The following is a 19,058-nucleotide window of genomic DNA, read 5'->3' on the forward strand; positions in this document are numbered from 1 at the left end:
CCAAATGATAAAATTGATCACCTTAGCTCATCCTCGGATGGCACAAGCTTTCATTGATTACATGGCCTCACGGCATATCGAGATTCAGATGCAGCCAGAGGAAGGTGGTCAGGTTTCTTTATGGCTCATCGATGAGCAGCACCAAATAGAAACCGACAGCGAACTACAGCATTTTTTGCGTTATCCTCAAGACAGTAAATATCAAGCGGCTTCTTGGCAGGTAGCCAATACTCAACCAACGCCGTTTACTTATCAAGCCCCGAGTCTTCTATCACTGGTAAAAGGCAAAGCTGGGCCAATCACATTACTGGTGATGATGGTCTGCATCGGGATTTTTGTTTTACAACAGCTTGGTTTGGCTCGTCAGGTGTTTGCGGCGTTGCATTTTCCGGCTTTCGCGGGTCAACAATGGCAATTATGGCGTTGGTTTAGCCATGCGCTGCTGCATTTTTCCATCATGCATATTGCGTTTAATCTACTGTGGTGGTGGCAGCTTGGCGGTGATATTGAAAAGCGGCTTGGTAGTCTTAAACTCACCCAGCTAGCATTGATCGCTGCGGCTCTCTCTGGTGCTGGACAATACTGGGTGGAAGGCGCGAATTTTGGTGGCTTATCTGGGGTTGTGTATGCTTTGGTGGGTTATTTATGGCTGTTGGGCTGGCGAGCGCCTCAACTTGGTTTAGAGATGCCTAAACCGTTAATTGGTTTTATGCTGATTTGGTTGGTGTTGGGATTTGTTCAGCCATTTATGGCGATCGCCAATACGGCGCACTTGGTCGGATTAGTTAGCGGTATGTTATTGGGTTTACACGATGCAAGTCGGTCATCGAAAGCGTTCCATTGAGCGATAGTTCGATGACCGTGAGAGATTCGTTGACTCTGTTTTATTGATAAATGTATTTGGTAAACAGTAAATCAGCGATCAGTGTACGTCCGGTTTCAGGCAATAAGATATTGTTTAAATCCTCGACGAGGGTTTTTCGTAAGTTTTCTCGGCCAGCAAGAGAGCGGATGGAATCCTCGGTTTGTTTACCAAGCTGCTCAATGACCGCATCACGAATGAGTGGTTGATGGAGCTCGATTAATGGTAGATCGGCACTATTGGCGACCATAATATCAATTCTGACCTGAATATAGCCAAGACGATTACCTCGGGTATGGAAGTTGGTGGTCAATTCCGGCTCTAATGTAAAATAGGCGAATTGAGTTCTATTCTCCGTACTCGCCATCGCAGAGTAGGGGGCTAGCAGGCCAAAGGCGAGCATTATTGGGACTAGATAACGTTTAAGCATAGTTGTGCCTGTTCTTTCTTCTGTTCACGATATTCGAATCGCCCGACTCTTGTTACAATAGCGCATCTGATTGTAAATAAAATGCTTAATAGAGTCTGAACGCTGCTCGGTTTACCTGCATGTCGGCGTTATTGTATGACGATTAAGCGTCATATTGAATACTAGTATGAATAGAATGACTCCGCTCTATCTTTCTTCATTACGCCAAGTTAATTGGCAATGGCCGGAAGATTTTACTTATCCTACGGATAACGCCCAATCTTGGCTATTAGAGCAAGGGTCGTTATCGCGTCTGATGGCTCAGTATTGTCAGCGACTGAGTATTATTCAGCACCATAACCAGTGGCTGGCACCAGCACAACTGGATTTTACGGAAGTGACGTGGTTAACGGCAGAAACGTGTCTATTACGTCAGGTTATTTTAGCCGGAGATACTAGACCCTGGGTCTTCGGTCGTACACTCATTCCTCAAAGCTCTTTGCAAGATCAGCCAGAGGATTTGACTCAACAAGGGGATATTCCGCTTGGCCTTACCGTCTTTAACAGTGATCATGTTCGACGGGATGGATTACAAGTTGGCTGGGCGATGACCTCGGATGGCCCGTTACTTGCGCGACGTTCACGATTATGGATGAATCATAAACCGATGTTAGTCGCTGAATTATTTTTGCCCGATTGCCCAATTTACGCGAAGGAGAGTGTGTAAATGAACCAAGCAAAAGTGCATGCCTATTGGCAACTGATGCGTATGGATCGACCTATTGGTTCGTTGTTGCTGTTATGGCCAACGTTATGGGCGCTGATTTTAGCAGCGCAAGGAATGCCGGATTTCCACATACTTGTGGTGTTTGTGGTTGGGGTGTTTGCGATGCGTTCCGCCGGTTGTGTGATTAATGATTTTGCCGATCGTCATGTTGATGGGCATGTGAAGCGCACAGCTCAACGTCCGTTACCTACTGGGAAAGTGAGTGAGAAGGAAGCGATTGGGTTGTTTTTAGTCTTGGTGATCCTGTCTTTTTTACTGGTACTAACCATGAATCCTTTGACAATAAAACTCTCTTTAGTCGGGGTGTTACTGGCTTTCATCTATCCTTTCATGAAACGTTATACTCAAGTACCTCAGCTTTTTCTGGGCTTAGCATTCAGTTGGTCGATTCCGATGGCATGGGCCGCTCAAGCCAATGCCTTGCCTCCAATCATCTGGTTAGTCTTTGGGGTAAACCTGCTGTGGACGATTGCTTATGATACTCAATATGCGATGGTTGACCGTGATGACGATCTGTTGATTGGAGTGAAATCCACCGCGATTTTATTTGGTCGTCGTGATAAAGCGATCATTGGTGTGTTGCAACTGATGACGATCGTTTTATTGATCGCACTGGGTTGGGTTTATTCGCTAGGAGCCAGTTATTACTGGGCGATTTTAATTGCCAGTGGTTTATTTGTGTATCAGCAGCATTTAATTCGTCATCGACAACGCATGCCTTGCTTTCATGCTTTTTTGAACAATAACTATGTCGGTATGGTCATTACACTGGGGTTAATACTCTCACTGTGGTGGTAACTCGATGATCAACGACTAAGGCATCCCGTGGGATGCCTTAGTGTTATTGTGTCAGTGATAACCAGCGTCTGTAACCGTGATGACGTTAACTCGTTACCACTCGACCTGACAGATACTCTCTTGAATGGTTAAACGGACTTCAGGATAGAGCATCAGGTAAAGCGCATCGGCAAACTGCTGAGTTTTTTCCAATTGGCAATAACCATCATGACCTAAGTAGCCTTGTTCGGTTAAAGTGACAAACAGCGCCGCAAAAACACCTTTATCAAAAAATTCTGGCGCATTAATCCCATGCAGTCGTCCCAGCCGTTGAGCAATCTCTTGGCTCTTAGCTTCGAGATCCGTTTTGGCTAAATCTGGGTTAGCAACCAGTAGATTCAAGGCAATCGCATAACGTTGCAGTGTTTCGGAAATCGTTCGACCAAGGAGCATCAAGACTTGTGTCTGAGCTTGGTTGATGGTTACCGTTTGCTGTTCAATCGTCACTAAGTGTTGGCGCTCAAGCTCGGATAGGTAACGCTCAACAATTTCATCCAATTCATGTTCGGCATAGCTTAAAAATAGCTCTTGCTTAAGGAAAGGATAGACTTGAGCAACGGTTTGCTGGATAGCACTGATCGATAATGATTGCTGACGGATCAACATCTGCGCAATTAGCGATGGTAGTGCCAGTAAATGAATGATGTTATTACGATAATAAGTCATCAAAATCGACTGGTTACGATCTAATGAGATAATGTCGCCAATACTGTCGGTTTCAACCAAAAACTTATCTAACGACTCAGCATGGGTGACCAATTGCTCTGCGCTATCACTAGGTACGGTAAAGGTCGTCGAGTAAGGAACATTGCGTAGTAGCGCTAAATAACAATCGATTTGTTTGACCAAATTGTCCCGAGCTAATGCACGTTGCCTTGAGGCTAATAATGCGGTCGCACACAAGGTCATCGCATTGGCTGCAGCAGCATCGTTAATGTGTGTCATCATTTTGGTCGCTAATTGGTTAACGATAGGCATCATCCATTGGGGTTTGCTGCCCCCCATGGCATCAATGTCTTGAGTCCACTCTGGTGCATGTTCATTAAGATAGTGATTAAGAGGGATTGGCTCACCGAAATTAACGTAGCCTTGGCCAAAGTTACGTAGTTTACGTAGCGTGCGAAACACTAAGCCTGCATTCTCTTTTTCTTTGCGTTTACCGCGCAGCTCTTTGGCGTAAGTGCCCACTTCCATCACGTGTTCATAGCCAATGTAGACGGGCACTAGGGTTACAGGACGGTTCAAGCCACGCAGCATGGCTTGAATGGTCATTGCTAACATGCCGGTTTTGGCTTGCAGTAAACGTCCGGTACGTGAGCGGCCACCTTCACTGAAATATTCTACCGAGTAGCCTTTAGCAAACAATTCTGCCAGGTATTCGCGGAAAATCGTCGAATAAAGAGGATCGCCTTTAAAACTCCGACGGATAAAAAATGCTCCGCCACGGCGGAATATTTGTCCGGCAGGGAAAAAGTTTAAATTAATGCCTGCGGCAATGTGCGGAGGAACTAACCCTTCGTGATAGAGCACATAAGAGAGTAGAAGATAATCCATATGGCTACGATGGCAAGGAACATAGACAATTTCATGACCATCTTGAGCGAGTCGACGCACGGTGGCCGCGTTGTTGATGTTCAGCCCTTGATAAATGCGATTCCATAGCCAGCCAAGAACATGATCCCCTTTTTTGATTAAAGAGTATGAAAAGTCGGCGGCGATCTCATCCAAAATATTATGCGCTTCTTTACGAGCTTTCTCTAATGAGATGTTTTTACGGTTGGCTTCATCGGCAATCGCTTTTTCTATCGCAGGGGAGGTCATTAGTCTTGAAAATAACTGATGACGCTGAGGTAAATTAGGGCCGGAAGCGGCTAATTTTTGACGAGAGAAGTGAATGCGTGCCACACGTGCGAGTTTATGGGCAATTGAACTATCGGTACCGTGAGCATCGGCCATGTAACGCAATGAAACTACAGGGCTAAAACGGACCAAACAGTCACGTCCAGAGATCACCACGGCGATGGCTTTTTGTAACCCGTTTAGAGCTTGTAAGTAAGGTTTTTCTTGTCCCTCTTTACCCGGACGTCTTCCCCATAGCACACTTGCAGGAATCATTTGAACATCCAATTCAGAATCATGCTTATGTAAGGCTAACAGTTCAGAAAAGGTAGTAATCGATTCGTTAGGCACATTATGGTCGTCTTGCAGTAGCGCTGGACGAGAAGCGATAAAAACATAACGTTTTAGCGTTTGACCATTAATGGTCAGTGGGGTCAGTGGGTCGGGGAGCCCCGCATTGAGCGCATGAGTTTGTAACGTCAGTAGATCAACATTCGAGCGAAACGGTAAGACATAAACAATCGGTTTATGCAGATCAATGGCTAAATCATCAATCGGGTTCGATGGGATCGCCGTGCCTTTTACCATTACCGATAGCGGTAATTTTAATAAAGAGCGAGAAAATGAGTGTCCGGAAGACATAAGAGTTCAAGGCCTCAAGATGCTGTACTAAAACTCAAACCGAGAGCGATCGATTTGAGTCGGTGTCTTTTTTTGAAGCGCAAGAATACCAGAAACTGGTCAAACCTTTTAATACTATTCCGTCATGTCAGTTGATTGCTTACTAGAGGTTTGATTTGTTTCATGATTCCTGTTCGAAACGCTGCCCAGCCGTGACGGGCGGTGGAGTAATCAAAAAAGCAGCAATCCACTTTGCTTTTCGTGAATTACTGGATATACTCACAGTTAACTGTATAAAAAGACAGGTGAGTCATGAAGCCGTTAACGCCACGCCAGCAACAAGTCTTCGAGCTAATTAAAAGTAAGATCGAAGAAACCGGAATGCCACCCACTCGCGCTGAAATCGCTCGCGAACTGGGCTTTCGTTCAGCCAATGCGGCAGAAGAGCACTTAAAAGCTCTCGCTCGTAAACAAGTGATTGAAATTGTTCCCGGTGCTTCACGTGGGATTCGTATTTTAGTAGGGGCTGCCAATGATGCTGAGCAAGATCTTGGTTTACCTTTGATCGGCCGAGTCGCGGCTGGTGAACCGATCCTCGCGCAAGAGCACATCGAAGCGCATTATCATGTTGATCCGAGTATGTTTCGACCTCAAGCCGACTTTCTACTCCGTGTTCAGGGGGAAAGCATGAAGGACATTGGTATTATGGATGGTGATTTGCTCGCGGTTCATAAAACTCAGGATGTGCGTAATGGGCAAGTTGTTGTCGCTCGTGTCGAAGAAGATGTGACGGTCAAACGTTTAGAGCGTAAAGGCGCGAAAGTGTGGCTGCATGCTGAGAACGACGCTTTTGCACCGATTGAAGTTGACTTAACTTGTCAAGATTTAGCGATTGAAGGGATTGCCGTTGGTATTATCCGTAATACTGATTGGATGTGACCCCTGCTCAAATATCACGCATTAGCTTGCCAATCTAATTGATATTCATTATCATCTTTTTATGGTGACATAAGGAAGATGATAATGCCCTCTAAGTACACTCATTCATCACCACGTTATCAAGTACCCACTCGTTTACTGCAGCCGCTTTGGTTGCGTAGCCGTGAAAGTTTCGTCGATGATGGCTTGGTCTATGATCCGATAGCCGCTCGTGCCTGTCAGCGTTGTCACCTTGCGCCAGACTGTCTCGCGGGCGACATTCCGCAAAAACAGCTATTGCATGTTACGCTGGCTCGACTGTGCGATCAGCAAATTCATCGTTTTTTAGCGACCCATCCTGATGGCTGGATCATTAATGTTGGCGCTGGTTTAGATACGCGTTTTTACCGAGTCGATAATGGGCGCTGTCACTGGGTGGAAGTCGATGTGAGTGAGCATTTGTTATGGCGGCAAAAACTGTTTCATCGTAGTGAGCGTTATCAGCATTGCTGCGGTAGTGTCGATAATCTTGACTGGTTAGAGCGGTTAATCATTCCTGATTCGGCTCCGGTATTGATCTTATGTGAACATGCGTTATTAGATTGCCACGCAAAGCAGATTTCCTCTTTTATTCGTGCGTTGGGGCTGCATTTCGTTAATGCTCGCGCTTGTTTAGTACTGGCGGGTGATAAAACCATGACACGTCTTGGACAAAAAATGGGCTCTGGTCATTATCAACATGGTTTTGCTAAACCGGATCAAGCGATACTCAATGCTTTGCCTTGGGCACATAGCGCCTTGCTGTTATCGCCCCTTGACCGCCATTGCCATCGCTGGAAACTTTGGCAACGTTTGGTGAGTAAAATCAACGGATTCAAACATCGCCTAACCCCCGTGGTGGTCCAAGTTCGTTGGTAATGTCTTGGCGTTATTGGGATTGATGTTCATTGAGCGCTGTCCGTCGTCATCACTTGGGAATGCTGATTATTTTCGGTACACTGGATGGCCGATCTTAAGAGGGTTTCTATGTGGCGTCGCTAGTCCAAATTCTTACCAACCGCACCATTCATCGTCAAGTCTTACTGCTTTCCATTCCTATGGTGTTGTCCAACATTACCATTCCATTACTTGGCTTGGTCGATGCGGCGGTGATTGGTCATTTACAGCACGCATGGTATCTCGGTGGCGTCGCGCTTGGGGGCATGCTGATCAGCGTTTCTTTCTGGTTATTGGGCTTTTTACGCATGTCGACGACCGGATTAACAGCACAAGCCTATGGCGCTGATGACCGTAATCAGTTGGCTTTAGTCTGGGTACAGGGCGTACTGATGTCTCTTGGATTTGCGGCGGTCTTTTTGTTACTGCACCGTTTGATTGGTGAAGGCGTTTTTGCCTTAAGTGAAGCCAGTGAGCAAGTGAAACATTATGCTCAGCAGTACTTTATGATTCGAGCTTGGAGTGCGCCGGCCGTATTGATCAACTTTGTGCTGCTTGGTTGGTTATTGGGGACGCAAAATGCTAAAGCGCCAATGTGGATGGTGATCATCACCAATCTGACCAATATTGTGCTCGATGTCCTGTTTGTGCTCGGTTTTGGTTGGAAAGTCTCTGGCGTCGCGTTGGCTTCAGTGATCGCCGATTACCTTGGTATGGCTTTTGGTTTATGGTGTGTCTGGCGCTTTTGGCGTGCTAAAGGTTTACCATCACCTTGGGCTTTATTATTGCAAAGTACTCAAGGGATGAGTCGTTTTGTACGTTTAAATCGTGATATTTTCTTGCGTTCGTTATGTTTGCAGGCTGCCTTTAGTTTTATGACTTTTCAAGGCGCGGCTTTTGGTGATCAAGTTGTCGCTGCAAATGCGGTGCTGATGAGCTTCTTGATGATGATCTCTTACGGCATGGATGGTTTTGCATACGCGATTGAGGCGATGGTGGGCAAAGCGGTAGGAGCGAAAAGCCCGTCGCAACTTAAAGCTTCTATTATTGGCAGTACGTTTTGGAGCTTACTAATTTGCCTTGGGCTAACGGCCGTCTTTGCGTTTTCAGGCTTGAACCTGATTGGTTTAATTACGTCTATTCCAAGTGTACAGCAGACCGCTCAGGAATATCTGCCGTGGTTAGTCGCGATGCCGCTGGTGGCGATGTGGTGTTTTTTACTCGATGGGATATTTATTGGTGCCACGAAAGGGCGAGAGATGCGTAACAGCATGTTTATTGCTGCCAGTGGTTTTTTTCTGGTATTTATACTTTTTTCTGCTTGGCAAAACCACGCTTTATGGCTAGCGATGTTAACGTTTATGGCGCTGCGCGGACTGAGTTTAGGTTGGGTATTAAAGCGCCAGTGGCAGCGAGGCGATTTTCTCTAGCTCAGGAAGAGACAGCTTAAACTGACGACGACTCTTTTGTTTAAGTCGCCGTCATCAACCATTTTTAAAATAAGCCATGGTTAAAACAAACCATGGTTAAAACAAGCGGTTTAATCCATTGAGCGCGGCAACACGATAAGCTTCAGCCATGGTGGGGTAGTTGAAGGTCGTGTTGACAAAATAGTCGATGGTATTAGCAGGGCCTTTTTGTTCCATGATTGCTTGTCCAATGTGGATGATTTCTGCCGCGCGCTCCCCAAAGCAGTGAATACCCAAAATCTCTTTGCTATCGCGATGAAAGAGAATTTTTAAACTACCGATATCTTTACCAGAGATCTGTGCGCGTGCTAAATGCTTAAATGAGGATCGTCCTACTTCGTAAGGGATTTTCGCTGCGGTGAGCTCTTGCTCAGTTTTACCCACAGAACTGATTTCTGGAATGGTGTAAATACCCGTTGGAATATCTTCGATCAACTTATTCACGGCTTGGCCCTGAGTAATCGCTTGGGCGGTAAAACGGCCTTGATCGTAAGCAGCACTGGCAAGGCTTGGGTAACCAATCACATCCCCAACCGCATAGATGTGCTCGACATCGGTTTGATAATTGTGGTTGACGGTTAATTGACCACGGGCGTCGGCGGCGAGGCCAACCGCTGATAAATTCAGTTGATCGGTATTACCCGTACGACCGTTAGCGTACAACAAGCAGTCCGCTTTCATCTTTTTACCCGATTGTAAGTGGACAATTACACCATCATCAGTACCTTCAATTTTCTGATGGGTTTCATCGTTGCGAATCACCACGCCACTATTCCAAAAGTGGTAAGAGAGCGCATCAGAAATTTCATTATCTAAAAAAGCCAATAAGCGATCGCGAGTATTGATCAGATCGGTCTTTACGCCTAACCCTCTAAAAATAGAGGCGTATTCACAACCAATCACCCCTGCGCCATAAATAATAATATGCTGTGGATCGTGTTTTAAATTTAAAATCGAATCGCTGTTGTAGATCCGAGGATGGGTAAAATCGATATCATTCGGTTGGTAAGGTCGAGAGCCAGTGGCAATCACAAATTTATCGGCTTGATAGTGCTCGATGCTGCCATCGTGTTTATGAACTGCGACAGTGTGAGGGTCGATAAATTCGGCGCTACCAAAAATTAAGCTACATTGGTTTCGGTCATAAAAGCCTTGTCGTAAGCGAGTTTGTTTATCGATAACGGTTTTTGCATGACCGAGAATGGATGAAAATGTGGCGTGTATGCTGGTGTTGTTTTTACAAAACAGCGGGTTACTGTTGAACTCAATGATTCGACTGACGGCGTGACGTAAAGCTTTCGAGGGAATGGTTCCCCAGTGTGTACAACCGCCGCCGACGGTGCTTTCCTTTTCTATGATCGCGACATTCATGCCAGCTTTGGCTAATCCCATTGCTGCGCCTTCTCCGCCAGGTCCGCTGCCGATGACGATAACGTCAAACTGGTGCTTCTGTGTCATAGGATATCCTTGTTGTTATCGATGCTTATCAGTGCTGTAGCGAGATTGTAACTGATTGTGTTGCTAGGTAAATCTCATTTCCCCGATAGGGTGTTTAGGATCACGACATTTTATAGGATAGCGGCTGGAGAATTTAAGTGTGGTATTTTTGTGTTGTTGAATGGTTGAGAAAATGCTGACACTGCTATGCAAGCTGGGATCGACAATGGTGCGTTTCGCGTTATAGTATGCGGTTGATGATAAGGCTATGAGAATAGGTTCAGTATGAAATCTACCGGAATTCGCGCGCTACAAAAAGAAAAAACTCGTCGTTCATTGATTGACGCAGCGTTTAGCCAATTGAGTGCGGATCGCAGCTTTTCTAATTTAAGTTTACGTGAGGTCGCACGCGAAGCTGGGATTGCCCCGACCTCTTTTTATCGACATTTTAAAGACATGGATGAGTTAGGGTTGACCATGGTTGATGAAGGTGGACTGCTGCTACGTCAACTGATGCGTCAAGCGCGGCAGAGAATTGTTAAAGAGGGCAGTGTCATACGTACGTCAGTGGAAACCTTTATGGAATTTATTGAAAGTAGTCCTAATGTGTTTCGTTTACTGTTGCGCGAACGTTCTGGCACTTCGTTTGAGTTTCGCGCCGCAGTAGTGCGTGAAATTCAACATTTTTCTGCTGAGCTGACCGAATACCTGATCAATACCGGTATGGGACGAGAAGAAGCGGTCATCCAAGCTGAAGCGTCAGTGACGTTAGTCTTTAGCTCCGGCGCACAAGCATTAGATCTAGAACGACAAGCGCGTGATGAATTGTCAGAGCAACTAATCATGCAGTTGCGTATGATGGCGAAAGGGGCGCTTTGGTATCGCAAAGAGCGTGAACGTAATCGACTAAAAAATGGGATAGAGTAATGAGTAACGAAACATCACCCACTTCCAATAGTAAAACATTGCTACTTGCCTTAATTAGTGGCATGTGCGGTGACGCACTGTTATCATGGCTGACGATCAGCGAAGTCTCTTTCTCCCTCTTTCCACTGATTGCCCTCGTGTTATCGGTACAAATGTTATACCAAGACTATTTACGTCATCCAGTAGCAGACGATATTCCGTTGGTTGGTTTAGCCTGTTTTTTTGTCGGAGCTTTTGGCCACTCGGCGTTTATGAAGGCTCAATACCCCGACTCCGGATCAATGTTGTTCTCAGTGATTGTGGTACTAGGACTTTTGTGGTGGATCGGTAAAAAGCTCGGCTTTATCGGACGCAAAAATTAACGAGCCGCTAGGCTCGTTAATTTCTTTTATGCTTTACGTTCTAGCATTACACCTGCTTCCATGTGGTGGGTGTACGGGAATTGATCAAATAAAGCGAAGCGAGTGATGTTATGCGTAGTAGATAAAATATCTAGGTTCTCTTTTAAGGTCTCAGGATTACAAGAAATATACAAAATGCGTTCATACCCTTGTACCATTTTACAGGTATCAACATCCATTCCTGCACGCGGCGGATCAACAAAAATGGTGTTACAGCGGTAACTTTTAAGATCAATGCCAGCCTCTTTTAAGCGATTAAATTCGCGTTTGCCTTCCATCGCTTGAGTAAAATCTTCCGCAGACATACGAATAATTTGCACATTGTCTATATGATTCGCGGCAATATTGTATTGTGCGGACTCTACTGAAGGCTTCGCTAATTCTGTCGCTAATACGCGATCGAAATTTTGCGCGAGAGCGAGCGAGAAATTACCATTGCCACAATACAACTCTAGTAGATCACCTTGGCTTTCTTGCGTGCAGTCTACTGCCCATTCGAGCATCTTCTCGGCAACTTTTCCGTTGGGTTGGGTAAAGCTATTCTCAACTTGTTGGTAAAGATAAGCTTTATCGTTAACGTGTAGTTTTTCTACGACGTAGTCTCGGTCTAGGACAATTTTCATTTTCCGAGCTCGTCCGATCACGTTGAGATTAAAGCCTTCATCGTTCAGTCGTTGTTTGAGTTGCTTAGCCTCAGATGTCCATGCTTCATCAAGCTGACGATGGTAGATCAAAGAAACTAATAGCTCGCCACTCAAGGTTGATAAAAAATCCACCTGAAACAGTTTGTGACGCAATGTTTTATTACCTTGCATCGCTTCTATTAACAGTGGCATTAGGTCGTTAATTAAACGGCTGGCGGCGGGGAACTGATCAACTCGATACTTTTCACGAGTGGTTGGATTAAACATGACGTAATACATTTCATCCCCTTCATGCCAAACCCGAAATTCTGCGCGCATCCGGTAATATTGCTTTGGAGATTCAAATACTTCTAGCTTTGGGACGTGATAGGGCTGAAACATTTCAGTAAGGCGGGTGATTTTCTCAGCCAGTTGTGCTGAATAATGTTCAGGATTTACGTCAAGCGTCGCCATGATGGTATTACCTTTTACTGGTGCATTTATTGAAAGAGCGCAGATTTTATTCAATCTGACCTACATGTCCAGTTTTGTTGCTGATTTACTAAGTTTAAGGTAATGACAAATCACTTGATTATCATCAGCGATACTAGACAAGCTCACCATTGGTCAATAGTATCATTATAGCTGGTGATATTTAGCTGCCTAGATGGCTAAATTCTGAAAAGGGAATCTGGTGTAAATCCAGAACTGACGCGCAGCGGTAAGGGAGAACGAACGCTCATCAAGACACTGCCTAATGGTGGGAAGTCGAGTTATTAGGTTAACGCTCTCGAGTCCGAATACCTGCCAGCAACTGGGTCAGCAGTGGTGTTTTGCTCAGGAGAATCTACGCGTTTTAGGATAACAACATAATGAATAAATCTTATCTAAGCCTGGCGATGATGTCAGCGCTCTCTTATTGCTCTCTTACCTATGCCCAAAGTTTACCCGTTGATGAGACCATGGTGATAACAGCCAATCGGTTTGAGCAAAAGCAGGTATCGGTACTGGCGGCAACAACGGTGATTGAACGCCAAGAAATTGAACAATATCAAGCGCGATCTTTGACGGAGGTTTTACGTCGAGTACCCGGAATCGAGATAGCTCAAAATGGTGGTCGAGGGCATACGGCTTCTGTTTTTATGCGAGGTACCAATAGCAGTCATGTTCTCATTTTAGTGGATGGAGTTCGGATTGATTCAGCCGCTGGTGGGGTTGCCATTAATCGTTTTCCAATTGGCTTAGTTGAGCGTTTAGAGGTGATTCGTGGCTCTGGTGCCGCGATGTATGGATCTGATGCTATCGGTGGTGTGATCAATATTATCACTCGCTCTCATCGTGGAAATAATCTCAAGCAAGTGACGCTTGGTGTTGGCAGCAACCAATCCCGTAAAGGTGAAGTGGTCACGAGGACGGATGTGAATGAGCTGGGGCATCTACAACTTTCTGCAGGTTTTGAGAAAACCGATGGTTACGATATAAAAAGTTCGCAGACAGGTGTGGACTATGGTTATGAAAGCCAGAATTTGATGGGAGGCTATGAACATCGCTTCAATCAGAACTGGTTGGGGTATGTATCAGCTAGCTGGTTTGACAGTGATGTAGAATACAATTCTTCCGGTACGCTCTACCACAGTTTTTCCGATAACCAGAGTTTTGCTGGGAAGATGAATTACGAAGGGAAGCGCTTAAAAAGTTTGTTGATGCTTAATTATCAGCAAACAGAAAAACTCGATTATACCCAAAGCGAGGGTAAAAATAATGCTAATACCAAGGCGAACATCGCTCTTACCCAGACGCAATGGGCGAACCTTTATCAGCTGAATGACATTATTAAACTTGGAGCGGGTATTGATGGCCGCTGGGAAAAATTAGACCATGATGCGCTCAGTTATGGTAGTCGTCATGTGTTGGCGGGAGAAAGCCGAGATACCTACGGTATTTTTGGTTCTGGCAAACTGACGGTGAGTGATTGGGTTTTTGAAGCGAATATTCGTCACGATAAGCATGATAAATATGATGACTACACCACTTGGTCTTTCGCTGCCGGTTATCAAGTTAACGATCATTATCGTATGCGGGCCAGCTATGGCACAGCATTTAAAGCACCGAGTTACACCGATTTATCAACGGCACCTGATCTTGAACCAGAAAAGTCTAAGAATAGTGAGATAGGATTCTATATCACTTATCCATTAGCGCGAGTGAGTGTATCGGCTTATGACAACCAGGTGGATAATTTGATTATCTGGTATTCTGATCCTAACGGTGCCGTGTGTGATGTGGTGAATTGGGGAGGATGCACTTTGAATACCGATGCACGAATTAAAGGGGTGGAATTGGAAGTGAACTTTGATACTGGTCCAATCAATCATACTTTAGTGGCGGAGTACAAAGATCATAAAGATGATAATCATGTGCAGTTGGCTCGTCGGGCAAAAGAAAACTACAAGTGGATGACTGCCATACAATTGGGTAACTTTGATATAAATACAACTTATACCTATACGGGTAAGCGCCTAGACTTGCCTACACCAGAGCCAACCAGTAACGATTATATTCACTCCACTAACCTGTGGGATGTGTCTGTAGGCTACTGGTTAAGTGATACCATGGTCATTCGTAGTCGGATAGAAAATCTCTTTAATGAGCAGTATCAAAGTGCGCTCGGGTATCGTGCCCCAGAGCGGGCCTTTTACCTAAACGCCAGTTACCAGTTCTAAAAAATAAGACCGCTGTAAGGCGGTCTTATTTTTAGATCTATCTGACAAACCATACTCATAATATTACTATTTCATTACAGTGAGAGTGGTTGCCTAATGATAAAGAGGGAGTATGATCACTGACTCTTTCTTCTTGGGGTGTAGTATGCAGCAACAGTTGTCACATAAGGTTCTAATTTTTGACTCAGGTGTTGGTGGATTGTCAGTTTATCAAGAGATAGTTTCACTATTACCACAGCTTGATTATACCTATTTGTTTGATAATGCAGCGTATCCTTATGGCGAGTTAGCGCAGGAAGTTTTGCTTAACCGTGTTGAGCGTTTAATTATTTCATTAGTCAAACAGCAATCTTTTGATTTAGTAGTGATAGCTTGTAATACCGCTAGTACTATTGTACTCCCGATGCTGCGTGCCAAATTATCCATTCCGGTTGTAGGCGTGGTTCCTGCGATAAAGCCAGCCTCACTCGTTGCCCATAAAGCGATTGGGTTGATTGCTACCCCCGCAACGATCACAAGACAATACACTCATGATTTAATCCGTAATTTTTCGAGTAAAAAAAGTGTTGAACTGCTTGGGTCGACACGTTTAGTTGATATGGCGGAAGAGAAGCTGCGCGGGCAAGAAGTCGATAAAGAGGAATTGGCGACGATTTTAAGTCCACTGATTCAGCGGATAGATGTTGCGGTATTAGGATGCACCCATTTCCCACTCATTAAAGCAGAGATTCAACAAGTATTAGGTGATGATGTGATGTTGATTGATTCTGGTCAGGCGATAGCTCGTCGGGTACAGCAGTTGCTTGATGTAGAACCTGGCTTAAAGCATCAGCATCCGCACACGATTTTCGCCAGTGCGCCCCCTTGGAAAGAGAGCGCTCTGAATGCGAACTTAATTAAAATGGACTTTAATCCTGTTCGTCCATTTCCTCATCTGGATGTTTTGGATCATTAGCAACTCTCACTTTGAGTGTGCGCTGCATATAGTCTTTTTCATTGAGTGCATTAATCGCCGCAGAGGCATGGGCCGTGGCAATGACTACAAATCCAAACCCTCGGCGTTTTCCTGTGCGTTTATCTTTCATTAATCGGACCGCAAACACATCACCGTATTGAGCAAACAAATCACGCACATCCGATTCATTAGCTTTATAGGGTAGGTTTCCGACGTAAAGCGTTTTTGTATTACTGGATGACTCATCGGTTGATGGAGCATTCACTGATACTACGGAAGGATTTGATAAAACTTGCAGAGTGATCGCGGCAGAAATAACACCAATAACAAAACTTACCGCGGGATGAATCGATAATAGAGAAAAAACCAGTGCACCAATGATAGCCAGTGCAACAATAAATAATGTAGATTTATTCGAGCTCATATTGAAATACTACTTAATCAGAATGAAAGTAAGAGGCGTATCTAAGATTAACAATATAGACACATGAATCTTACGTTTATGCTTGGAGTTTTTCCAATCGATTGCTGTGACCCTCTTCAAATGTTGGAATTTTATTCAAAAATTAATGATCCGATGGCTTTTTGAGCGAACGGAAAATTAATAGAAAAAAGTACTTGCTAAGCTAAACTAACTCCCTATAATGCGCCCTCACTGACACGGCAGATGCCGCAAGGCTTCAGGCAGTGTTGGTTGAGGGAAAGCTTCTAAAAAAGAAAATTTGAAAAAGTGTTTGACTCTTCAAATTAACTCGCTAGAATTCACCTCCGCTTCGAAGCTCAACGAGAGATTCGCAAGCCAGCTCTTTAACAATTTAAACCAATCAATCTGTGTGGGCACTCGTTGATGATAATCAAAATACTTAGCAATAAGCACTTCGGTTTCAATGAACTGAGTGACCAAATTGATAGCGCTTTTAGCACTATCGGCACAGTCAATTCATTATCGTTCTGTTGGAACGATAATAGCTTTGAATTACGCTTCTATTTATAGGAGCTAGGTAATTTAGAGTCAGTATTCATTGAGCCAAAAAGAACTTAAATTGAAGAGTTTGATCATGGCTCAGATTGAACGCTGGCGGCAGGCCTAACACATGCAAGTCGAGCGGTAACAGGAAGGAAGCTTGCTTTCTTTGCTGACGAGCGGCGGACGGGTGAGTAATGCCTGGGAAATTGCCCTGATGTGGGGGATAACCATTGGAAACGATGGCTAATACCGCATGATGCCCTTGTTTATAATGAACAGGGACCAAAGAGGGGGACCTTCGGGCCTCTCGCGTCAGGATATGCCCAGGTGGGATTAGCTAGTTGGTGAGGTAATGGCTCACCAAGGCGACGATCCCTAGCTGGTCTGAGAGGATGATCAGCCACACTGGAACTGAGACACGGTCCAGACTCCTACGGGAGGCAGCAGTGGGGAATATTGCACAATGGGCGCAAGCCTGATGCAGCCATGCCGCGTGTATGAAGAAGGCCTTCGGGTTGTAAAGTACTTTCAGTCGTGAGGAAGGGGGTATCGTTAATAGCGGTATTCTTTGACGTTAGCGACAGAAGAAGCACCGGCTAACTCCGTGCCAGCAGCCGCGGTAATACGGAGGGTGCGAGCGTTAATCGGAATTACTGGGCGTAAAGCGCATGCAGGTGGTTTGTTAAGTCAGATGTGAAAGCCCGGGGCTCAACCTCGGAGTTGCATTTGAAACTGGCAGGCTAGAGTACTGTAGAGGGGGGTAGAATTTCAGGTGTAGCGGTGAAATGCGTAGAGATCTGAAGGAATACCGGTGGCGAAGGCGGCCCCCTGGACAGATACTGACACTCAGATGCGAAAGCGTGGGGAGCAAACAGGATTAGATACCCTGGTAGTCCACGCTGTAAACGATGTCTACTTGGAGGTTGTGGCCTTGAGCCGTGGCTTTCGGAGCTAACGCGTTAAGTAGACCGCCTGGGGAGTACGGTCGCAAGATTAAAACTCAAATGAATTGACGGGGGCCCGCACAAGCGGTGGAGCATGTGGTTTAATTCGATGCAACGCGAAGAACCTTACCTACTCTTGACATCCAGAGAATCTGGCGGAGACGCTAGAGTGCCTTCGGGAGCTCTGAGACAGGTGCTGCATGGCTGTCGTCAGCTCGTGTTGTGAAATGTTGGGTTAAGTCCCGCAACGAGCGCAACCCTTATCCTTGTTTGCCAGCGAGTAATGTCGGGAACTCCAGGGAGACTGCCGGTGATAAACCGGAGGAAGGTGGGGACGACGTCAAGTCATCATGGCCCTTACGAGTAGGGCTACACACGTGCTACAATGGCGCATACAGAGGGCGGCGAGCTAGCGATAGTGAGCGAATCCCAAAAAGTGCGTCGTAGTCCGGATTGGAGTCTGCAACTCGACTCCATGAAGTCGGAATCGCTAGTAATCGTGGATCAGAATGCCACGGTGAATACGTTCCCGGGCCTTGTACACACCGCCCGTCACACCATGGGAGTGGGCTGCAAAAGAAGCAGGTAGTTTAACCTTCGGGAGGACGCTTGCCACTTTGTGGTTCATGACTGGGGTGAAGTCGTAACAAGGTAGCGCTAGGGGAACCTGGCGCTGGATCACCTCCTTACGTAAAGATTGTGCATTGATGAGTGTTCACACAGATTGATTTGGTTTAGATAAAAGAGAATAGTGGGTCTGTAGCTCAGGTGGTTAGAGCGTTCGCCTGATAAGCGAGAGGTCGGTGGTTCGAGTCCACTCAGACCCACCACTTAACGATGGGGCTATAGCTCAGCTGGGAGAGCGCCTGCCTTGCACGCAGGAGGTCTGCGGTTCGATCCCGCATAGCTCCACCATCTTTAAGGGTTTTTAGACAGAATCTTTAGAAATGGTTTGGTTGTTTTTGTAACGACAAATCTTGCTCTTTAACAATTTGGAAAGCTGACAAAGTAACTTATCTTCATTGATGGGTTACTTGTAAAGTTCTCAATCTTTATCTTTTGATAAAGACCAAAAATACACATTCAAGTGTGCTTGGTGAAAAACATCTTCGGATGCTTTTCAAAATTGAGTCCGGCAAAATCTGTCTCGCACTCATGTAAATTAAACGCGAGACAACTTGGTCGCTTGTTTGTTTTCACTTTCGTGAAAGCAAGAAGCCAAAGACCCTTTGGGGTTGTATGGTTAAGTGACTAAGCGTACACGGTGGATGCCTAGGCAGTCAGAGGCGATGAAGGACGTATTAACTTGCGATAAGCGTAGATGAGGCAGTAAAAGCCACTCGAGTCTACGATTTCCGAATGGGGAAACCCAAGTGCATAAGCACTTATCGCTGCGTGAATAC

General features: G+C 45.4%; 15 protein-coding genes, 2 tRNA genes, 2 rRNA genes and 1 riboswitch. Of the genes, 14 read left to right on the plus strand and 5 right to left on the minus strand.

What is annotated here, in order from left to right; all coding sequences use genetic code 11:
- Positions 1 to 4 precede the first annotated feature (4 nt).
- Positions 5 to 844: a rhomboid family intramembrane serine protease GlpG gene (glpG, locus tag VIB_RS00490; RefSeq protein WP_004393941.1), complete on the plus strand. Its 840-nt coding sequence runs from the start codon at positions 5 to 7 to the stop codon at positions 842 to 844.
- A 40-nt stretch (positions 845 to 884) separates the two neighbouring features.
- On the opposite strand, the gene VIB_RS00495 is transcribed toward glpG, so the two are convergent.
- Positions 885 to 1,292 (minus strand): flagellar basal body-associated protein FliL, encoded by a 408-nt coding sequence (locus tag VIB_RS00495; RefSeq protein WP_040903599.1) that lies wholly within the window; start codon positions 1,290 to 1,292, stop codon positions 885 to 887.
- Between the two features lie 166 nt (positions 1,293 to 1,458).
- Here VIB_RS00495 and VIB_RS00500 point away from each other — a divergent pair, with 166 nt between their 5' ends.
- A complete protein-coding gene (locus tag VIB_RS00500) occupies positions 1,459 to 1,998 on the plus strand; it encodes a chorismate lyase (protein ID WP_040903602.1) in 540 nt (179 codons plus the stop codon).
- A complete protein-coding gene (ubiA, locus tag VIB_RS00505) occupies positions 1,999 to 2,856 on the plus strand; it encodes a 4-hydroxybenzoate octaprenyltransferase (RefSeq protein WP_004393943.1) in 858 nt (285 codons plus the stop codon).
- A 93-nt stretch (positions 2,857 to 2,949) separates the two neighbouring features.
- Here the strand turns inward: ubiA and plsB are convergent, their stop codons facing one another.
- A complete protein-coding gene (gene plsB, locus VIB_RS00510; RefSeq protein WP_040903604.1) occupies positions 2,950 to 5,376 on the minus strand; it encodes a glycerol-3-phosphate 1-O-acyltransferase PlsB in 2,427 nt (808 codons plus the stop codon).
- A 291-nt stretch (positions 5,377 to 5,667) separates the two neighbouring features.
- On the opposite strand from plsB, the gene lexA reads away from it, so the two are divergent.
- The 3 genes from lexA (at position 5,668) to dinF (ending at position 8,639) form a co-directional block, all read left to right on the plus strand.
- Positions 5,668 to 6,294, plus strand: coding sequence for a transcriptional repressor LexA (lexA, locus tag VIB_RS00515; RefSeq protein ID WP_004393945.1), 627 nt, complete (start codon positions 5,668 to 5,670; stop codon positions 6,292 to 6,294).
- Between the two features lie 78 nt (positions 6,295 to 6,372).
- Positions 6,373 to 7,191 (plus strand): class I SAM-dependent methyltransferase, encoded by an 819-nt coding sequence (locus VIB_RS00520; RefSeq protein ID WP_115152674.1) that lies wholly within the window; start codon positions 6,373 to 6,375, stop codon positions 7,189 to 7,191.
- 110 nt (positions 7,192 to 7,301) lie between these two features.
- Positions 7,302 to 8,639 (plus strand): MATE family efflux transporter DinF, encoded by a 1,338-nt coding sequence (dinF, locus tag VIB_RS00525; protein ID WP_004393948.1) that lies wholly within the window; start codon positions 7,302 to 7,304, stop codon positions 8,637 to 8,639.
- 96 nt (positions 8,640 to 8,735) lie between these two features.
- Here the strand turns inward: dinF and sthA are convergent, their stop codons facing one another.
- Positions 8,736 to 10,136 (minus strand): Si-specific NAD(P)(+) transhydrogenase, encoded by a 1,401-nt coding sequence (gene sthA / locus VIB_RS00530; protein ID WP_040903606.1) that lies wholly within the window; start codon positions 10,134 to 10,136, stop codon positions 8,736 to 8,738.
- 264 nt (positions 10,137 to 10,400) lie between these two features.
- Between sthA and fabR the strand changes: the two genes are divergently transcribed.
- On the plus strand, positions 10,401 to 11,042 hold the full coding sequence (gene fabR, locus VIB_RS00535) for an HTH-type transcriptional repressor FabR (protein ID WP_004393951.1): 642 nt from the start codon (positions 10,401 to 10,403) through the stop codon (positions 11,040 to 11,042).
- A complete protein-coding gene (locus VIB_RS00540) occupies positions 11,042 to 11,404 on the plus strand; it encodes a YijD family membrane protein (RefSeq protein WP_040903607.1) in 363 nt (120 codons plus the stop codon). Before fabR ends, VIB_RS00540 begins: the two co-directional genes overlap by 1 nt.
- Positions 11,405 to 11,430: 26 nt before the next feature.
- On the opposite strand, the gene trmA is transcribed toward VIB_RS00540, so the two are convergent.
- Positions 11,431 to 12,540 (minus strand): tRNA (uridine(54)-C5)-methyltransferase TrmA, encoded by a 1,110-nt coding sequence (gene trmA, locus VIB_RS00545; RefSeq protein WP_004393952.1) that lies wholly within the window; start codon positions 12,538 to 12,540, stop codon positions 11,431 to 11,433.
- A 155-nt stretch (positions 12,541 to 12,695) separates the two neighbouring features.
- Positions 12,696 to 12,892, plus strand: a riboswitch (cobalamin riboswitch).
- Between the two features lie 46 nt (positions 12,893 to 12,938).
- Between trmA and VIB_RS00550 the strand changes: the two genes are divergently transcribed.
- On the plus strand, positions 12,939 to 14,789 hold the full coding sequence (locus VIB_RS00550) for a TonB-dependent receptor domain-containing protein (RefSeq protein ID WP_004393956.1): 1,851 nt from the start codon (positions 12,939 to 12,941) through the stop codon (positions 14,787 to 14,789).
- 145 nt (positions 14,790 to 14,934) lie between these two features.
- Positions 14,935 to 15,744, plus strand: a complete 810-nt coding sequence (gene murI, locus VIB_RS00555; RefSeq protein ID WP_004393957.1) for a glutamate racemase — start codon at positions 14,935 to 14,937, stop codon at positions 15,742 to 15,744.
- Here the strand turns inward: murI and VIB_RS00560 are convergent.
- The gene (locus VIB_RS00560) at positions 15,698 to 16,168 is read right to left on the minus strand and encodes an RNA recognition motif domain-containing protein (RefSeq protein ID WP_040903608.1); all 471 of its coding nucleotides are present in this window, start codon (positions 16,166 to 16,168) and stop codon (positions 15,698 to 15,700) included. The genes murI and VIB_RS00560 overlap by 47 nt on opposite strands.
- 616 nt (positions 16,169 to 16,784) lie before the next feature.
- On the opposite strand from VIB_RS00560, the gene VIB_RS00565 reads away from it, so the two are divergent.
- The 4 genes from VIB_RS00565 to VIB_RS00580 all read left to right on the plus strand — a co-directional run.
- A 16S ribosomal RNA gene (locus VIB_RS00565) occupies positions 16,785 to 18,344 on the plus strand.
- 64 nt (positions 18,345 to 18,408) lie between these two features.
- A tRNA-Ile gene (locus VIB_RS00570) sits at positions 18,409 to 18,485 on the plus strand.
- A gap of 9 nt (positions 18,486 to 18,494) precedes the next feature.
- Positions 18,495 to 18,570 (plus strand) — tRNA-Ala (locus tag VIB_RS00575).
- Between the two features lie 326 nt (positions 18,571 to 18,896).
- Positions 18,897 to 19,058: ribosomal RNA gene (locus VIB_RS00580) — 23S ribosomal RNA — on the plus strand; the annotation flags it as partial.

The organism is Vibrio metschnikovii CIP 69.14 (assembly GCF_000176155.1).
Taxonomy (GTDB): Bacteria; Pseudomonadota; Gammaproteobacteria; order Enterobacterales; family Vibrionaceae; genus Vibrio; species Vibrio metschnikovii.